This is a genomic window from Paraburkholderia sp. HD33-4, assembly GCF_021390635.1.
GTDB lineage: Bacteria > Pseudomonadota > Gammaproteobacteria > Burkholderiales > Burkholderiaceae > Paraburkholderia.
Window position 1 is genome coordinate 2,383,105 of the sequence record NZ_JAJEJS010000002.1, and the last position, 16,316, is coordinate 2,399,420.

At 62.1% G+C, this 16,316-nt stretch carries 12 protein-coding genes and 1 pseudogene; 12 read left to right on the forward strand and 1 reads right to left on the reverse strand.

Annotated elements, in window-relative coordinates:
* Positions 1-47 precede the first annotated feature (47 nt).
* The 4 genes and pseudogenes from L0U84_RS30740 to L0U84_RS44265 all read left to right on the forward strand — a co-directional run.
* Positions 48-476 carry a hypothetical protein gene (locus L0U84_RS30740; protein WP_233855828.1) on the forward strand — a complete coding sequence of 143 codons (429 nt, stop codon included), beginning with the start codon at positions 48-50 and terminating at the stop codon, positions 474-476.
* 481 nt (positions 477-957) lie between these two features.
* A complete protein-coding gene (locus L0U84_RS30745) occupies positions 958-1,146 on the forward strand; it encodes a hypothetical protein (protein WP_233855829.1) in 189 nt (62 codons plus the stop codon).
* A 607-nt stretch (positions 1,147-1,753) separates the two neighbouring features.
* On the forward strand, positions 1,754-1,915 hold the full coding sequence (locus L0U84_RS30750; RefSeq protein ID WP_233855830.1) for a hypothetical protein: 162 nt from the start codon (positions 1,754-1,756) through the stop codon (positions 1,913-1,915).
* A 78-nt stretch (positions 1,916-1,993) separates the two neighbouring features.
* Positions 1,994-2,143: pseudogene (locus tag L0U84_RS44265) on the forward strand (IS110 family transposase); the annotation flags it as partial.
* 386 nt (positions 2,144-2,529) lie between these two features.
* On the opposite strand, the gene L0U84_RS30760 reads toward L0U84_RS44265, so the two are convergent.
* Positions 2,530-3,102 carry a cytochrome P450 gene (locus L0U84_RS30760; RefSeq protein WP_233855832.1) on the reverse strand — a complete coding sequence of 191 codons (573 nt, stop codon included), beginning with the start codon at positions 3,100-3,102 and terminating at the stop codon, positions 2,530-2,532.
* Between the two features lie 1,139 nt (positions 3,103-4,241).
* On the opposite strand from L0U84_RS30760, the gene L0U84_RS30765 reads away from it, so the two are divergent.
* From L0U84_RS30765 to L0U84_RS30800, 8 genes are read left to right on the forward strand one after another with little or no spacing between them, the layout of a single operon-like run.
* On the forward strand, positions 4,242-7,235 hold the full coding sequence (locus L0U84_RS30765) for an Ig-like domain-containing protein (RefSeq protein WP_233855833.1): 2,994 nt from the start codon (positions 4,242-4,244) through the stop codon (positions 7,233-7,235).
* Positions 7,236-7,249: 14 nt separating this feature from the next.
* Positions 7,250-7,777 (forward strand): phage tail protein, encoded by a 528-nt coding sequence (locus L0U84_RS30770; protein ID WP_233855834.1) that lies wholly within the window; start codon positions 7,250-7,252, stop codon positions 7,775-7,777.
* 8 nt (positions 7,778-7,785) lie between these two features.
* Complete coding sequence (locus L0U84_RS30775; RefSeq protein ID WP_233855835.1) at positions 7,786-8,514, forward strand: hypothetical protein; 729 nt, start codon at positions 7,786-7,788, stop codon at positions 8,512-8,514.
* Positions 8,511-9,281, forward strand: a complete 771-nt coding sequence (locus L0U84_RS30780; RefSeq protein ID WP_233855836.1) for a hypothetical protein — start codon at positions 8,511-8,513, stop codon at positions 9,279-9,281. The genes L0U84_RS30775 and L0U84_RS30780 overlap by 4 nt, the downstream gene beginning before the upstream one ends.
* Positions 9,278-10,579 (forward strand): DUF4255 domain-containing protein, encoded by a 1,302-nt coding sequence (locus L0U84_RS30785; RefSeq protein ID WP_233855837.1) that lies wholly within the window; start codon positions 9,278-9,280, stop codon positions 10,577-10,579. The genes L0U84_RS30780 and L0U84_RS30785 overlap by 4 nt, the downstream gene beginning before the upstream one ends.
* Positions 10,576-12,498, forward strand: a complete 1,923-nt coding sequence (locus L0U84_RS30790) for an ATP-binding protein (RefSeq protein WP_233855838.1) — start codon at positions 10,576-10,578, stop codon at positions 12,496-12,498. Before L0U84_RS30785 ends, L0U84_RS30790 begins: the two co-directional genes overlap by 4 nt.
* A complete protein-coding gene (locus tag L0U84_RS30795; protein ID WP_233855839.1) occupies positions 12,495-12,752 on the forward strand; it encodes a hypothetical protein in 258 nt (85 codons plus the stop codon). The genes L0U84_RS30790 and L0U84_RS30795 overlap by 4 nt, the downstream gene beginning before the upstream one ends.
* On the forward strand, positions 12,749-16,315 hold the full coding sequence (locus tag L0U84_RS30800) for an eCIS core domain-containing protein (RefSeq protein ID WP_233855840.1): 3,567 nt from the start codon (positions 12,749-12,751) through the stop codon (positions 16,313-16,315). The genes L0U84_RS30795 and L0U84_RS30800 overlap by 4 nt, the downstream gene beginning before the upstream one ends.
* Position 16,316 lies beyond the last annotated feature (1 nt).

A 16,316-nucleotide genomic window follows, 5' to 3' on the forward strand; every position in this document is an offset into this window, starting at 1 on the left:
ATCCGGATAGGTAGCGCGTAGCGCGCGTCGCGAATGTGGAACTGCCCGTGCCGTTGATCGCAGATGCGACCAGACCGCGCGACGATTCGATCGGCGTCGCCTCGATCGTGGATCATCCAGCGACGTCCATATATCGCTATGATGCGCGGGTGGTCGGGACATTTACAAAGAACAATGTCGCCGCCAACCGCCTGAAGTCGGCCGCCATTTATAAGGTCAACGATACGTCTGTGGTCGCCAACACCAGCGCCGTATGTGATAGAGCCAGTGCTTTTACACTTCGCGCAATAGGCATAGTCTCCGATGAACACCATGCGGCGCGGCCGTCCGCTTTCGTCAGTGATGGTACCCACCTTACCGCTTGCGTACGCCTCACCGCCTTCGCCACTCGTCAGCGGATCGCCTTCGACCGCTGCGTAGTAAATACCGGACATTTACGCCTCCCTGTGCCCGATATAAACGCGCAGGGTCTGTGAGCTTCCGGTTGTGTAGCGTTTTGTGCGCCCCAAACTGTCAGTTGCGCCGTGGACGAACGAACCAGACGGCAGACGAACCGTGTAATACGTGTCGCACAACACGCGGCCGTTTGCATCGTGAAGAGTGAACTGTTCGTCATACCGTGCCGCTGCGGACTGGGCTGCCAAAGCGCCAGTCCGTCCCGCATGACCAGGCGCACTGGCTTGCCCACTTTCTCCCGTCATGAGGCAACCGGCATCGCCGCCAGCGATGACGCGGTTCTTTCCACAAGGGCATAGCACCTTGTCACCATGTACAACGGCAATCCGATTATTTTCTGACACGCCTTCACCGGTGCCAATGATCTTGAACGCGCCACTGCAGTTACCACACGTCGCCTCGTCTCCACACCCGCTGTCAGTGAGAAGTCGAAACGGCCTGTGTACGCCCTTCCATTAGAAGTTCGATACCACCGCGTATATGCTCGGCTTGGGGTTCCGGATGGCACAGGCAATTCTGCTCGCATTGCCCTGGATCCTTTTCAAACCACGCGGCGAGCAGTGCCACCATGTGTGGCGCGCCGCAGCGGCCGCGATCGTCACCACGGTGCCACCACTTGGCATCATCGGCTGGGTCTCCCCCTCCATGTCGCAGGCGCCCTCTTTCCTGGCTGGCAACTGGCCGGGCTGATACTCGGACTCGTCGCACTCGCAGCCGCAAGCGCCGTCGTGACTTCCTGTCGCGCAGTCACCGTTCTTCTCGCCCTCACGGAGGCAGTCGGCATTGCACAGGTCTGCCAACGAAAACCGGTGCCCCCGCCTTCGTGGGTCGCCATTGACACGCAGTTTGGCAAGTTCGACCAGTCGGACTACAACGCACTCCTTGCCCGGTCTCAGGCTGCCATGCATGAAGCAGGGAAGGCGTTTGACATGGGCGCGAACGTGGTCATCCTTCCGGAAGAGACCGTCGGCTTGTGGCGGCCATCGACGCAATACTGGTGGACCCCGTATCTGGCCCACCTGGCCTCCGGCAGTCACACGATTGTTCTCGGTGTCGACCTCCCCATAACCGGCAACGTGACAGACCTTCTCCCTGGGAACCGGGAACTTCGCTACACGGACAGCGCCATGGTCGCAGGCGCTACGCTGGCGCGATTCGACAGTCGCCAACCGGTGCCAGGCGGGCTGTGGCGACCCGGCGCACCCGTCAGTGCCGAGCGTGGCAGCCTCGCGCAGCCATACGTTGTCTTCGACGGCCGGCGAACAGCGCTATCGATCTGCTTTGAGGACCTTCTTCTTTGGCCACACTGCGTCTTCTCATCGGGAGGCCCGATGTGCTGGTCAGTATCGCCAATGACTGGTTTGCCGACGATCTGCCGCTTGCACAGATTCAGGATCAGGCCATTCACTCCATCGCCCGGCTTGCCGGCGCACCCCTGCTTCGCGCGGTGAACCGGTAAAAAGACGGAAGGCCGTTCAGTGCCATGGGGTTCAATGTACGCGCCAGTCGCCGAAAGGCAGAAGATCCCTGCAACTACACGCCCGAGCAGGAAGACGCTCGCCGCACGCACCGCGAACTGGCCCGGCTGAGTCAGGAACGCATCGCCCACATGAATCGCATCCGCTCACTGCTGGTGCTGCACAATGTGCTTCCACAGGTCATCATCGGCAGGGATCGGCAGTTGTGGGGCGGCTGCACACTCCTTTGCAGACGTTCGCAAACTGGCGTCGGCGAATTGCCGTTCTCATCGATCTCGAATTAAGCAGGGTTGAGACATTGCTGTCTTCGTCCGATACATCCGGCGGGCAGGGGCGGCCAGTCCGCTCGCAATAAACTGGATTTACTCTCTTCCATTAGCAAACCGATTCCAAAAAGAATAGAACGAATGAACTCGGTGGGTGTGAAACCATCGATATTCCCGTCACAGCCACGGTTCGCAGCAAAAAATCCGACCTGCATTTTTCTACCAGGGGCGGACTGCAATGGGGAAGGCGCGAACGGGGGGATTGGCCGACGAACCGTCGGTCAGGTCTCTCGGCGAGTGGCCGCTCTGCGTCTCGAACGCGACGCTATTCAGGCCAATTGCTCCTGGACCACGGCACGCTCCTGTTCGAGTGTATGAGGGTCTTCGTCGAAGGAGAGCGTGCTTGTCACGTCCACGGTGTAGCGCGTGAGTTCATCGAACATTTCCAGCGTTCTATGCTCCCGTGCAGCGGTTTGCAGGCGCGTGAGGAAACGTTCGGTAATCGCCGACAGTGTCTGATAAAAAGCTTTGATATTGGACACGGATAGCGCTCGCATGATGAGCCGCCGCTGTGGTTCCCATGCCGCGCCTTCGGCAGAAAAAAGTCCATCTCCGCCAGATTCCGTCATGACGGATTCCATTGGCGCAAAACGCCGATACAGGTGCGGACGTTCACGCATGACAGTCTGAAATAGATCCGCCTGGGTCCAGACTGTCATCGGGATCATGCCGAGTTGAACCCTGAATGGCGAACCATATTGCACCGCCCATCGTTCCAGAGTCAGGTGAAATTTAGCCGGTGCCATCTGAAACAGGTTTCCCAGCAGGGGCAATCCTGGCGGGCACGGCAGATCAGCGAGAGTCCGCAGAATCTCGTCGGTGTCGAGTTGAAGATTTGCCATGCCTTCCTCTCATTCGTCCGCCGCGCACTATCGCAACCAGTACAAATAACGCTTTTGTTGAGAATAGGCCATGGCTCGTCAACCAAGATCTCTAATCGCGGCCGCTTCTTCGGAATATCAATGATTGGTCCGCATAGCACTAATCCTTGACAGCCGAAAATCCGGGCAAGCGTAAGGCCATGCGTAGATGCGGCGGCTGATTAGCGTTCTCAACTCCACCGGGCGCACTCGGCCACGCGGGGTAACGCACACGAAGAAAAACGAATGTTCTAGGCTGGTTATTAATTGCATCCCATCGAATGGTTTGCACAGATACACCAACTAAATTATCTACTTCATACACCAAGGATATCTAACATTATCGACAAGTTCTTCCTGCTTCATGATTAGCGCATGTAGCACGCTCACTACTTCGGGCACGCCTTCAATCGGCGCAATTAAACGTCCGATCCTGATTTGAGTCATACCGGCGAAGCCGGAGAAAGACGCATTCAACTTTGCGATGTCATGACGACATCATCGCCATGCAGATAGATGGGCGTGTCGAGACCGTTGCATGCCGAGGGGGGGGTATCGCGTATCTGGGCATCATCGTGCTCAATGCCCGAAGCGTTAGCCTCTTGCCGCAATCGCCCAGCATCTTCCCCGGAACGGCCTTTACTTTATAGAGCAGCTATCCTATGTTACTTCTCAATACGAGCATGAACATCAAGCGCCAAGCGTGCGGAAATATCAACGGCTGCTTGCGTTACAGAACGATGCCCTCGTATTGAATATCGCCATTCCTGGCTTCCAATCCGGATGCCGCATTGGTCTTCAATCGGTGAATCGCGTATCGTGATCAGTCACACGACGCAACGCCGACGGACAGAGTAATCGGACATACCGTTTATTCCTACGCCATAGACAAGATACGCCAGACACTAGTCGGCGCGCGTATCCATTCGACGTTGCAGGTGCAAGTACAAGGAAGCAAAAAAATACTTTTTCTTTTTAGATAGTGATCCTATTGATTTCAAAGATTATTGCGCACCGCTTTGGTGAGTGACGCTCAGTGAACTCTTGCTCCATCGAAACGTGGACGAGTGCACCGATAGCGGCGGCGGCATTTCCGGGCTTCGCTCAAACAGGATGGATCCATGTCCACGCTAACCTACCCCGGCGTCTATATAGAAGAGATTCCAAGTGGCCTTCACACTATCACCGGCGTGGCCACGTCGATCGCTGCGTTCGTCGGCTGGGCGGACCAGGGGCCTGTAGACTCGGCAACGCTCGTGCAGAGTTGGCCGGAGTACGTAGCGCAGTTCGGCGGCCTCGATTCGCGCAGCAACCTCGGTTATGCAGTGGCCCAGTTCTTCGCCAACGGCGGCTCTCAGTGCTATATCGTGCGACTCGTCTGGGACGGTACGCTGACGCCGGCCAGCGGCACGCCCGCGCCGTGTGCCACGGCCCTCTCGACAGACATCGGCTATCCGACGGCGACCTTCACTGCGTCGCTCGGCTCGGTATCGGGCAGCATCACGCTGGGTATCGGGCCTGCGGTTCTGACGAGTATCGCCGTCCAGCCGGTGGGGGCGCCCGCCGTGATGCCGCCCATGCCGATTGGCGCGACGGTCACTCTCGTGGCAGTCCCAACCTACTCGGATGGCGGCACGAGTCCCGCGCTTTCCGGGCTCGCATGGAGCACGAGCGACGAAACCATCATCAAGGTCGCGAACGGCGTGGTGACCGCCGCGGGCGTCGGCACAGCGGGCATCGGCACAGCCACTGTGACCGCCACATCCGGTCTGATTTCCGGATCGCTCGATATCGAAGTGACCGCTGCCAGTCTCACGGCACTGAACATCGTCCCCGCGTCCCCCTCGGTCGCGGTGGGCGAGACGCTGCAGTTATCGGCAACCGCGACCTACACGAACGGTGTCCAGGACATTACCGGAAATGTCGGCTGGAGCTTTAGCTCAGCCACTCCTTATCCCGCAGCGTTCAGCAACAACCCGCTGACCCCCGGCCTCCTGACGGCCGGTGCGACGGCCGCTACCGCGACCATCACCGCGAAGATTCCCTGGTCCCTCGCCGGTGCACCGACCTCCAAAGACGCGACCCTCACCGTCGAACCACCGGCCGTGCTATCGGCGGCGGTCTACCCGGCGAATCCGACGCTGCAATCAACCGACACGACACCGTTACAGTTACAGGTGTGGGGTATTAAATCGAGCGTGCTGCCGAACCCTCCGCCCGTGCAACTCCTGCAAGCCGACTGGAACTGGAGCTGGGTGTCGAGCAACACGCAGGTAGCTACCACCGATGCAACAGGTAACGTCCTCCCCCACGCCGTCGGCACCGCGACGCTGACGGCGACGTCGGGTGATCACTCGCTAACGGTTTCCACCACGGTCACAGTAACAGCGGCGACGCTCAAATCCATCAGCCTCTCGCCGCCAACCGTGACGGTCGCGATCGGGTTGTCGCAGCAATTGAAGGCGACGGGAACGTACGACGACGGCAGTTCGGCCGACCTCACAGGAAGCGTGACGTGGAGCTGGCCTTCCGACGTGACCGGCTCGCCGGGCGGACTCGTAACGGGTGCCGTGCTCACCAGCGCGCCTCAAACGATTTCGGCTGAGTGGCAGGGCGTCTCCTCAAGTTCACCCGGGGTAAGCGTCACGGTGATCGCGGCAGTTCCTGAATCGATCAAGGTCACGGTCACGCCCCCCAGCACGGCGACTTCCCTGACGGTCGGGCAACCGCTCGCGCTAACAGCCAAGGCGACGCTCTCGAATTCGACCACGCAGGACGTCACCGCGGCGGCGTTGTGGACGTCTTCCGCCCCGCTCATCGCGCCGGTGCCAGGCGGCACGGTGACCGCTTCGAGCGCCGGCGCTCCACTCACCCTGTTCGCCCAGAATCCCGGTGCCTGGGGCAACACGTTGCTCGTGAGCGTGACGCTTCAGCCGCCACCGAACACCACCAACCGGTTCAATCTGCTCGTGCAGCAAGTCGGTGTGAACGGACAGATCGCAACGCTCGAGAGCTTCGTCAACCTGTCGGCGCTGCCGTCAGATCCACGCTACGTGGTGACGGTGGTCGATAACGATTCCAGCTACATCACCTTCGTCAATCCACTGACCGGTTCGCCCGTGGTGCCGACGGCGGCGCCCGGGGCCACTGCGCCCGTTGCGCTTAGCGGTGGTGCGGACGGCGCGGTGCTCACGCCCGCGAGCGATCAGAACTTCGAGATCGCGCTGACGCAGCCTGCCACCGGGGGCGTCTATCTGCTCGACAGGGTCGACATCTTCAATCTGCTGTGCATTCCCGGCGAGACCGACGCGACAACGATCTCGGCGCTGCAGCCGTACTGCAACAAGAAGCGCGCGCTGTTCATCGTCGATGCCCCGGAATTCATCACGCCCGCCACACTCGGCGTCCAGGGGCCGGTCGGCACGGGTGTGGGCGGCGTTCTTCAGGGCGGCATCACGGGCACCTACGCGAGCAATTCGGCTTACTACTTCCCATGGATTCTTGCTCCCGACCCGCTGGCCGGAAACCGTCCCGCGCTGTTTCCGCCATGTGGCTTCGTGGCCGGCATCTACGCTGCCACCGATGCCACCCGCGGAGTCTGGAAGGCGCCGGCCGGGATCAACGCGGGCCTCAGTGGCAATTCGGGCTTGCAGTACACGCTGACCGACGCGGAGAACGGCAACCTCAACCCACAGGCGATCAACTGCCTGCGCCACTTCAAGGTTTACGGAGACGTGGTGTGGGGCGCGCGCACACTCGCAGGCAATGACCAGGCAGGCTCGGAGTGGAAGTACGTCCCGATCCGGCGGCTGGCCCTGTTCCTCGAATCCAGCCTGTTCGACGGTACGCAATGGGTGGTCTTCGAGCCCAACGACGACACGCTCTGGGGACAGGTGCGCCTCAATGTCGGCACCTTCATGCAGGGGCTCTTCCTGCAAGGTGCATTTGCCGGAACGACGCCGCAGCAGGCGTACTTCGTCAAGTGCGACGGCGAGAACAATCCGCCGGCAAGCGTGGCCCTGGGGGTCGTGAACATCCTCGTCGGCTTTGCCCCGCTGTATCCGGCCGAGTTCGTCGTAATCCAGATTCAGCAGATCGTCGACGAAGGCTCCTGAGAACGAGGTGAGCGATGGCAATCTTTCCCGCCAATCCGCAGAGGCTGGATCCGTACAAGAACTTCATATTCCGCCTCAAATGGGACGGCGTATATGTCGCGGGCATCAGCAAGGTGAGCAGTCTCAAACGCTCCACCGAGGTGGTCGAGCATCGCTCCGGCGGCGACCCGTCGACCGCCCACAAGTCACCCGGGCGGCAAAAGTACGAGGCGATCACGCTCGAGCGAGGCCTGACGCAGGACAAGAACTTTCATGACTGGGCGGGCCTCGTCTGGAATTTCAATGCGGGGCTCGGCTCCGAGGTATCGCTGGCCAACTTCCGCAAGGACATCTACCTGGAGTTCTATAACGAAGCCGGCCAACTGGTGATCGCCTACAAGATCTATCGCTGCTGGGTCTCCGAGTACCAGGCACTTCCCGACCTCGACGCGAATGCCAACGCTGTCGCGATCGAGCACCTAAAGCTCGAGAACGAGGGGTGGGAGCGCGATACGGGCGTCACCGAGCCGCAGGAACCGACCTTGAGTTCCGTCTCCACCTGAGAAGCGAGATGCACACCCTGAGCCAGACCGATCTCCTCGCGCTCTGGGAGAGCGGCCGAACCCTGCACCCGATCGACAAGGGCCTGCTCGCGATTCAGGCCGCCTTTCCTGACACGTGGGATGAGAGCGTAGCCGACTGGCCTCTCGGCCGACGCAATCGCGCGCTCGCCCAATTGCGCTGTGCGTGCTTCGGAGCGGCGCTGCGGGGCTGGACCTCATGCACGCAATGCGGTGAAAAGCTCGAGTTTGAATTCGACGGGCGATCGGTCGCGGACGGCAGCGCCCCAGAAGAGGACCAACTGATCGTCGTGAAGGGCTGCGCGTTTCGCTTGCCGACGAGCCGCGACCTCGCGCGGCTCGCGTCGCAACACGATGCGCACGAGGCCGCACTCCGTCTGCTCGAACAATGCCGGGCGGACGGTTCGGTTGGCGCCGAAGCTGGCCAGTCGGATGCGCCCACGTGGACGCGCGAGGATGTTGATGAGGTTGGCGAACAGATGGCGCTTGCCGATCCACTCGCCGAAATCACGCTCGACTTCACTTGCCCGGCGTGCGCGGAGTCGTTCCAGGAAAATCTCGATCTTGCCGAGTTTCTCTGGGCCGAGATAGAAGCACAGGCGAAACGCCTGCTGCTGGACGTTCACGCCCTCGCCTCGGCCTACGGGTGGAGCGAGTCGGAGATTCTTTCCCTGAGCGCCGTACGGCGGGCGCTCTACCTGCAGATGGTGCACGCATGAAAGGGTATCTGCTGCGCCTCGCCGCCAGCGTCACGCGACCCGCCCCCGCGCTGCACCCGCTGGTCGGATCACTGTTTTCCGGATCGAAACAGAGTGAGCAAGCTGCGGCCGGTGCGCACCTTGAACCGCTCGCTGCTGCCGCGCACGAGCACGACTTCGCAGCGGTCGCAACGACTACCGATCGGCCCGGCTATCCTTCTGCCGCTCCGGCGCGCCGTGACGAAGATATCCGGCTTCGCTTTCAGGAGCGTGGAGCTTACGCGCCGCTCATCGAGCACGAGACCTTCGATTCGCTATTCGCGCGTGGCGAACCGGACTTACGCACTGCGCGAGGCGTTCCCGCGGACACCCGTGCCGATGCAAGCGTCGAACACTCCCCAACACTGGAGCCCGCGCCATCGCAAGCGCGTGGATCGCGCACTGCCCTCTCCGAGACTCGCGCACCCGATCCGCCGCGCATCGTACCTCTGGTCGCAGAAGACGTGCGTCAATCGGCCCGCCCATCCGCGCTCGATCCGTTCCCCGCGCCGATGATGGCGGAGTCCGCGGGCAGGACGGCGGCGCCGACCGCGAAGCTGCCGGCGAGAGACGGCCCCTCCGCGCTGCGGCGGCCTTCCACGCCTGATACCGGCGACATCCAGATCCATATCGGACGTATCGAAGTGATGGCCGCGCCGCCGATGGCGCCGCGTCCGGCTGCCACCCCCGTGCGCCGCACGATGAGTCTGGACGAGTACCTCAAGCGCCGCGACGGAGGGAACAGATGAGCAACGGACTCGCCCTCTCCGGAGTAACGGCTGTGCTGCAGTATTACCTCGGCAACGTGTACTCAGGGCCGGACTCTCCGTTCACGAATCCCGTCACCGTGTCCTGCCTTGCGCCCGATCAGGTGCAAGCGAAGATAACGGGAGAAGCCGAAGCTGAGAACCAGGTGAATCTGTTTTTGCATCAGGTGACGCACAACGCCGCCTGGCGCAATGTCGATCTGCCGTCGATGAGCGCTGACGGCAAAACACGTCTTTCGAGTCCGCCTCTCGCGCTGGATCTTCACTACCTGCTGACGGTCTACGGCTCCGATTTCTGGAAGTCCGAAGCCCTGCTGGGATATGCGTTGATGATGCTGCACGAAAACCCGGTACTCCTGCGGGCCGACATCACCTACGCGCTGAAAAAACTGTCCAGCCCGCCGGAGCCGTATCCGGGTAACCCGCTCACACCCTTTCTCAGTACGTCCGGGCTCGCCGACCAGGTTGAAATGATCAAGATCACGCCTGCAACCTTGGGGCGCGAGGAGATGGCGTGGTTGTGGACCGCGCTCAAGGCCGATTACCGGCTGACGTACCCGTTCCAGGCGTCGGTCGTGCTGATGGAACCGCGACAGCAGACGAGCCCTTCGTTGCCGGTGCTGCATCGAAAGGTTCGCGCTGTGCCTGTCCAGCCCGCTCTGATCCTGCAGATCAATCCGCCTGGCGGACAGGCCGCTGCGGCGTCGAATGATCTCGTCACCATCACCGGCGAGTTCCTTGGCGGAACTACCCAGGTACTGCTCAGCAATCCGCGCTATGGGATTCAATACACGGTGCCGGTGTCCCCTGCGAGCGTAACCAACACGACGATCTCGTTCGTACCCGACGCGGGCGTGACCCAGCCGGCCGGCGTGTATGAGTTGAGCGCGCAGATCACCGACGCAGCGGGATTGGTGACGCAGTCCACCAATACGTTGCCCTTTGCGCTGGCGCCGACCTTGCCCTCGCAGACTGCAACCACGCAAGCCAATACCGCGGGTTTCCGCGTCACCGTGACATTCAGTCCCAACGCGATACCGGGGCAAAGTATCTCGCTCGCGCTCATCACGCTCGCGGGCACGGCGAATCCTCCCTTCAGTGTCAGCGCCCCGGCCGAGCCCTTTTCCGTCAGCACGGGAAGCCTCGACTTCCAGTTTCCAGCGAGCCTGCCTTCCGCCGCGCCTCTGCTCGGACGGCTGGTGGTGGACGGTGTGGCCAGCGCGGTGCAGGTGAACAGCGCACATCCACCCATGTTCTCCGGACCGATGGTGACGATATGAGCACGCCTTCCTGCGCCGAGTGGGCAGAGCAAAACCAGGCCTACCTGGTGCGGGAATTCGACGCCCTGCGCCGACGGCTGGAAAGCGCAGCGGCTCAGGACGACGAGACGCCCGACCACGAGCCGATGACGGCGCCCGCGGCCATTGACTTGCTCGCCCAGCGTTTCGACTTGAGCCCGTTCGAACGCGAGATCCTGCTACTGTGCGCAGGCGTCGAGATGGATTCGGCGCTTGCCGCATGGTGCGCGGAGGCTACCGGGCGTCCCGAGCGTCACGCGGTGACGTTCGCGCTTGCCATGGCCGTGCTCAGGGAGCCGCACTGGAGCGCGCTCGCCCCCTCGCGGCCGTTGCGCCGCTTCCGTCTGATCGAGATGGAGTCCCGGCATGGCGTGATGAGCGCGCCTCTGCATATCGAAGAGCGCGTCCTGCACTATCTCGCCGGTGTGAACCTGCTCGACGAACGCCTTGAACGCGTCCTGCATCGCAAACCTCTTCCTGAGCACATAGCAGACGAACACCGGTTGCTCGCCACCGAGGCGATCCGTGCTCCGTTCGACGAACCGTCATCGTCGCAGGTACTGCATCTTTGCGGAGACGATGCGGCGGGCCAGGAGGGCATAGCCGCTCTTCTCGCCAGCCGGGCCGGTCGCGAACTGTACATACTGCGGCTGGAAGATACGCCGGCCGCGGGTGCCGACATGGACCAGTTCATTCACCTCTGGATGCGCGAGTCGATCCTGCTGCCCGCCTTCCTGCTGCTGCAATGGCATGGCGATATACCCGGGACGGCCGCGCGGCAACTGGCCGAACGGTTGCCCAGCACACTGATCATCGCGAGCCGCGAGCCGGTGCACCTGAGCGGTCCGGTGGAACGCTACGAAGTGAACAAGCCTGACCCGGCAAGCCAGCGGCAAATCTGGGAGGTCGCGCTGGGCCCGGCCGCCGGCCAGGTGGATGGCGTTCTCGACCAGCTTGCAGAGCAGTTCCGGCTGAGCGCAGAGTTCATCGTCTCGATAAGCACGTCGGCGAGGGCGCAGGACGACGGCACCAATGGCGAGCGCTTCGGCGCGAAGCTCTGGAATGCCTGCCGATCCGTTTCCCGGCCGGGTCTGGAGGATCTTGCCGAGCGCATCCCGCCCCAGGTAGGCTGGGACGATCTCGTGCTGCCCGAGATGCAGAAAGAGACGCTGCGCCAACTGGCCGCGCAGTCGCGCCACAGGATGAAGGTGTATGAAACCTGGGGGTTCTCGGCCAAGGGCCGCCGCGGGCTTGGCCTGAGCGCGCTGTTCTCGGGTCCGAGCGGAACCGGCAAGACGCTTGCCGCAGAGGTGCTCGCCAGCGAACTGGGACTCGACCTCTACCGGATCGATCTCTCGTCGGTCGTGAGCAAGTACATCGGCGAGACCGAAAAAAATCTGAAGCGCGTGTTCGACGCCGCCGAGACCGGCGGCGTGATTCTTCTCTTTGACGAAGCCGACGCCCTGTTCGGCAAACGCTCCGAAGTGAAGGACAGTCACGACCGCTATGCCAACATCGAGGTGGGCTACCTGCTTCAGCGGATGGAGAGCTTCCAGGGACTGGCCATCCTCACCACCAATTTCAGGTCTTCTCTCGACAAGGCGTTTTCCCGGCGTCTGCGCTTCATGATCGATTTCCCGTTTCCCGATGCCCTCCAGAGAGAGGCGATCTGGTCACGGGTTTTTCCCGCCGCCACGCCAACCAGAGATCTGCAGCCCACTCGCCTCGCCAAGCTGAATATGGCGGGCGGCAATATCCGCAATATCGCGTTGAACGCAGCGTTCCTGGCCGCGCAAACCGGCGAGCCGGTCGAGATGACGCATGTGCTGCGCGCCACGCGGATGGAAGCCGCGAAGATTGACCGGCCGCTCTCGGAACTCGAAACCAAGGGGTGGGTATGAGCCGCGTCACCGTGACGATCGACCGTATGACGCTGCACGGCATGAATGCCGCTGAACGGCTCGCATTGATCAACGCGATACGCAGTGAACTCACGCGTGTTCTTGCCGATCCGGCCACTGGCATCACTGCGGCGACCACGCGGCACACACCGGTGATGCGGCTCGGTCCCATCACGATGGAATCCGGTGTAGCCGGCGCGCGCAGGCTGGGCATTCGGATCGCGCGGGGGATCGGCAAGGGAGTGCGATCTTGAACTCCGCCACGTTCGCCCTCGATACGGACACTGCGCGCCCTGCCAGAGCCAGTGCGAGTTCTGGCGGTCTGCGCGTCAGCAAGCCGGGGGATCCGCTAGAAGCCGAGGCGGACCGCGTGGCGGACACGGTGGCGGGCGGTGGCCGGCTCCCTGCCTGGTCGCTTGCAAGCTCAGGCTTCGGCACGATCCATCGGCAGGCAGCGCCTGCGGACCGCGGAACCGGCCAACCTGCCGCATCGCCGCCGTCGACCGCCGACATGCTCGGCAAGCTCGCCGAGGCGTTTCTAGCAACGTCGGCGGCCCGGCGTGTCATGCAGATGATCGAAGGCGACCCTGCCGTGAAGGGCGCAGCCGACTTCGTCGGCATTCCCGCGGGATTCGTCGTGACCGGTACAGCGGCGCTCGGCGCTGTCGCCGCCCTTGCCGCCGCGCACAAGCCGCTTCCCGTGCAGATACCGAGCGTCCCGCTCGACAAGTTGTATCCGGGACTGTCGCTGAAGATCACGTATGCGGGGCCGGTCGATCACCCCTCTTCTGCGACCCTCACGCTGAGCTTCCATGGCAAGGCGCCGGTGAAGCACAAGAATCAGACCGACTCCGAAAAGAACCGGGCCGAGACAGCCCGGATCGCCGTCGATCAGGAAAAGTTTCGCGCGGGGCTACATGGTGGCCCCGCTGCGCATGGCGCGCAGCCAGCCGACCAGGCAATGTTCGACGCATGGAGCCTGCATCGGCTCGGCGCCATTGCGGGGTTGGGCGGCAAGCGTCCCGCTGAGTCTGCCGCTCGCACGGCCCCCGTTCTACCGGGCTTGCGCATGCCGGCGCCGGAATCGCCACTGAAGGTCAAGCCGCCCACCCTGCTCGACAAGAAGCTGGAACTGAAGCCTGTACCATCCGGCGCAACGCCGGCCGATCCGGCAGCAAAGAAGCGAGAAGAGTTTCCGCTTCAGCGGAAGGCCGAGACGTCGGGCGAAATCCTCGTCGACCCAGCCGCCATCGACGACGTGCTCCGCTGTCCCGGCCGGCCGCTCGACGCTGACACCCGTCGCTTCATGGAACGCCGTATCGGTTTTGATTTCGGGCGGGTGCGGCTGCACACCGATGCACGCGCCGCGGCGTCAGCGCGCTCTTTGAGCGCGAAGGCCTACACGGTCGGCAGCGACGTCGTATTCGCGGCGGGACGTTACGCGCCGGGAACGACCGAGGGTCGCCGGCTCCTCGCGCACGAACTGGCGCACGTCGTGCAGCAAAGCCATGAGCCCGTGCGCCGCCCGTTGCACGCGTCGCCCCCGCCGCGCCAGATTCAGCGCGATGCCGACGAGGAAAACGCCGATTCCGGGTCCGACAGCTGGTTCTCGAATCCCATCGACAAGATCAAGGGATTCATCCGTAAGATTCCGGGATTCAGGCTGTTCACCGTCATCCTCGGCAAGGATCCGTTGACTGAAAAGCCGGTTGAGCGAACCGCCGGTAATCTGCTTGGCGCCCTCTTCAACCTGGTTCCAGGCGGTGATGACACGTTCAAACGCATCGAGGAATCAGGCGCGCTGGAGAAGGCCTACAAGTGGGTCACGGACAGGCTCGACGAACTCGGCCTGAACTGGGACTACTTCAAGGGATTGATCGAGACGGCTTTCCACTCCCTCAACCTGCGCGACTTTGCAAGCCCGGGCGCTGCCGCCATGCGTATCGTCGACATGTTCAGGCCCGCCTTCGACAAGGTCAAAACCTTCGCCTCCGAGGCCGCGGACAAGGTCCTCGAGTTCGCCATGGAAGCTGCGCTTGCCGCGGTCAACGGCACCGGAATACTGGAAACCCTGCGCAATGCAAGGGATGCATTCCGGACCATCGTCAAGGATCCGATAGGATTTCTTAAGAACCTGATCGAGGCCCTCAAGCAAGGTTTCGACGGCTTCAAGGAGCACATCGCCGATCACCTCAAACATAGCGTGGTGGAACTCCTGTTCGGCTCGGTCGCCAAGGCGGGGATCAAGCTGCCCAAGAGCTTCGGGCTGGGCGACATCATCGGGCTGATTCTGCAGATCCTGGATCTCACCTACGACAAATTCCGCTTGAAGATGGTTGCGGTTCTCGGCGAGGACGCGGTGCACTTTCTCGAGGGCACTTTCGACTTCCTGATGAAGCTGGCTCAGGCCAGGAGTCTCGCGGCCGCCTGGAAAATGATCATCGAGAAAGCCGACCAGCTCATCGACACTGTGCTCGATGGGGTCAAGAGCTGGGCCATCAGCAAGATCGTCACGATCGCGATCGTCAAGCTCGCAGCGCTCTTCAATCCCGCCGGCGCGATCATCCAGGCTATCCAGGCCATCTACAAAACCATCAGTTTCTTCATTGAAAAGGCGAAGCAGTTGCAGGCCATCGTGGATGCGATCGTCAAGTCCCTCTCCAATATTGCAGCCGGGCGGCTCAGCGATGCCGCGGGTTTCGTCGAAAAAGCGATGGCTTCCGGCATGACCGCCATCATCGGGTTCCTTGCCGAGCAGTTCGGCCTCGGCGACATCGGCAAGCAGGTGCGCGCCATCATCGATTCGGTGCGCACCAGAGTGGACAAAGCCCTCGACAAGATCGTCGAGTATGTCGTCGCCAAGGGCAAGGGCTTCTATGAGAAAGGCAAGGCGGCCGCCGGCAAGGTACTCGCGTGGTGGCAGCAAAGGAAGGATGTGCTGGTCGGCGACGAGGAGCACTCCATTTACATGGAAGGCACCGAAGATGCGCCCAGAATCATGATCGCCAGTACGCCGGGCAAACCGTGGTCGGAGTTCCTGAAGGCCCAACCGCCCGGCACGAACGGGGCGTTGCTGAAGACAGCGCAGAAGCTCGCGAAGGATCTCGAAATGCCGTTGAGCCGGTCGAGCACGCCAGAAGAGAAAACGAAGAACGTCAAGGTCAAGCAGGACCAGTTCAACCAGCTTGCCGATCTGATCGTCAAGCTTGGTTTCTCGCAGAGGCACATAGATCCTGCGTCCGTCATCAAGTACGACGAGAATCTCACGCCCGACGGCGGCGGCAAAGAGGCAACCGCCTCGATTCTCAGCAAGCAGCACCCGAAGGGAACGCCGCCGCGCGATAGCGCGCCCATTTGGAAAAGCCTCGGCCCTCTGGTCAAGCGTAGGAATTACGTCCAAGGCCACCTGCTCAACGAGAACCTGGGCGGGCCAGGCAGACGCTTCAACCTGACGCCGATCAACAAGAAGGCCAACGCGAACCACCACGCGAAGATTGAGGCGAAGGTCAAGGAGGTGGTCGAAGCGGGCAAGGTGGTCTTCTATCGCGTTCACGCTGTATACGGCACGCATGCCGTTGAGCCGGCCCGCTTCAAGGAACTGAAGGACAAGAAGGCGTCCGGGCTCGGCGAGACCGAGACGAAAGAGCTCGAGGCGTACGAGGCCGAGCAGAAGCTTTGCACGAGCCTCGAATGTGACGCCTACGAGCTCGTTCACGACGGCAAGCAATGGAGCAAGCCCGCAACGCCGCCCGCGACTCAGCCCACGATTGCGCCCGCGCAGGAACACGTGGTGATCCCGCACGACCTCGATCCGTGAG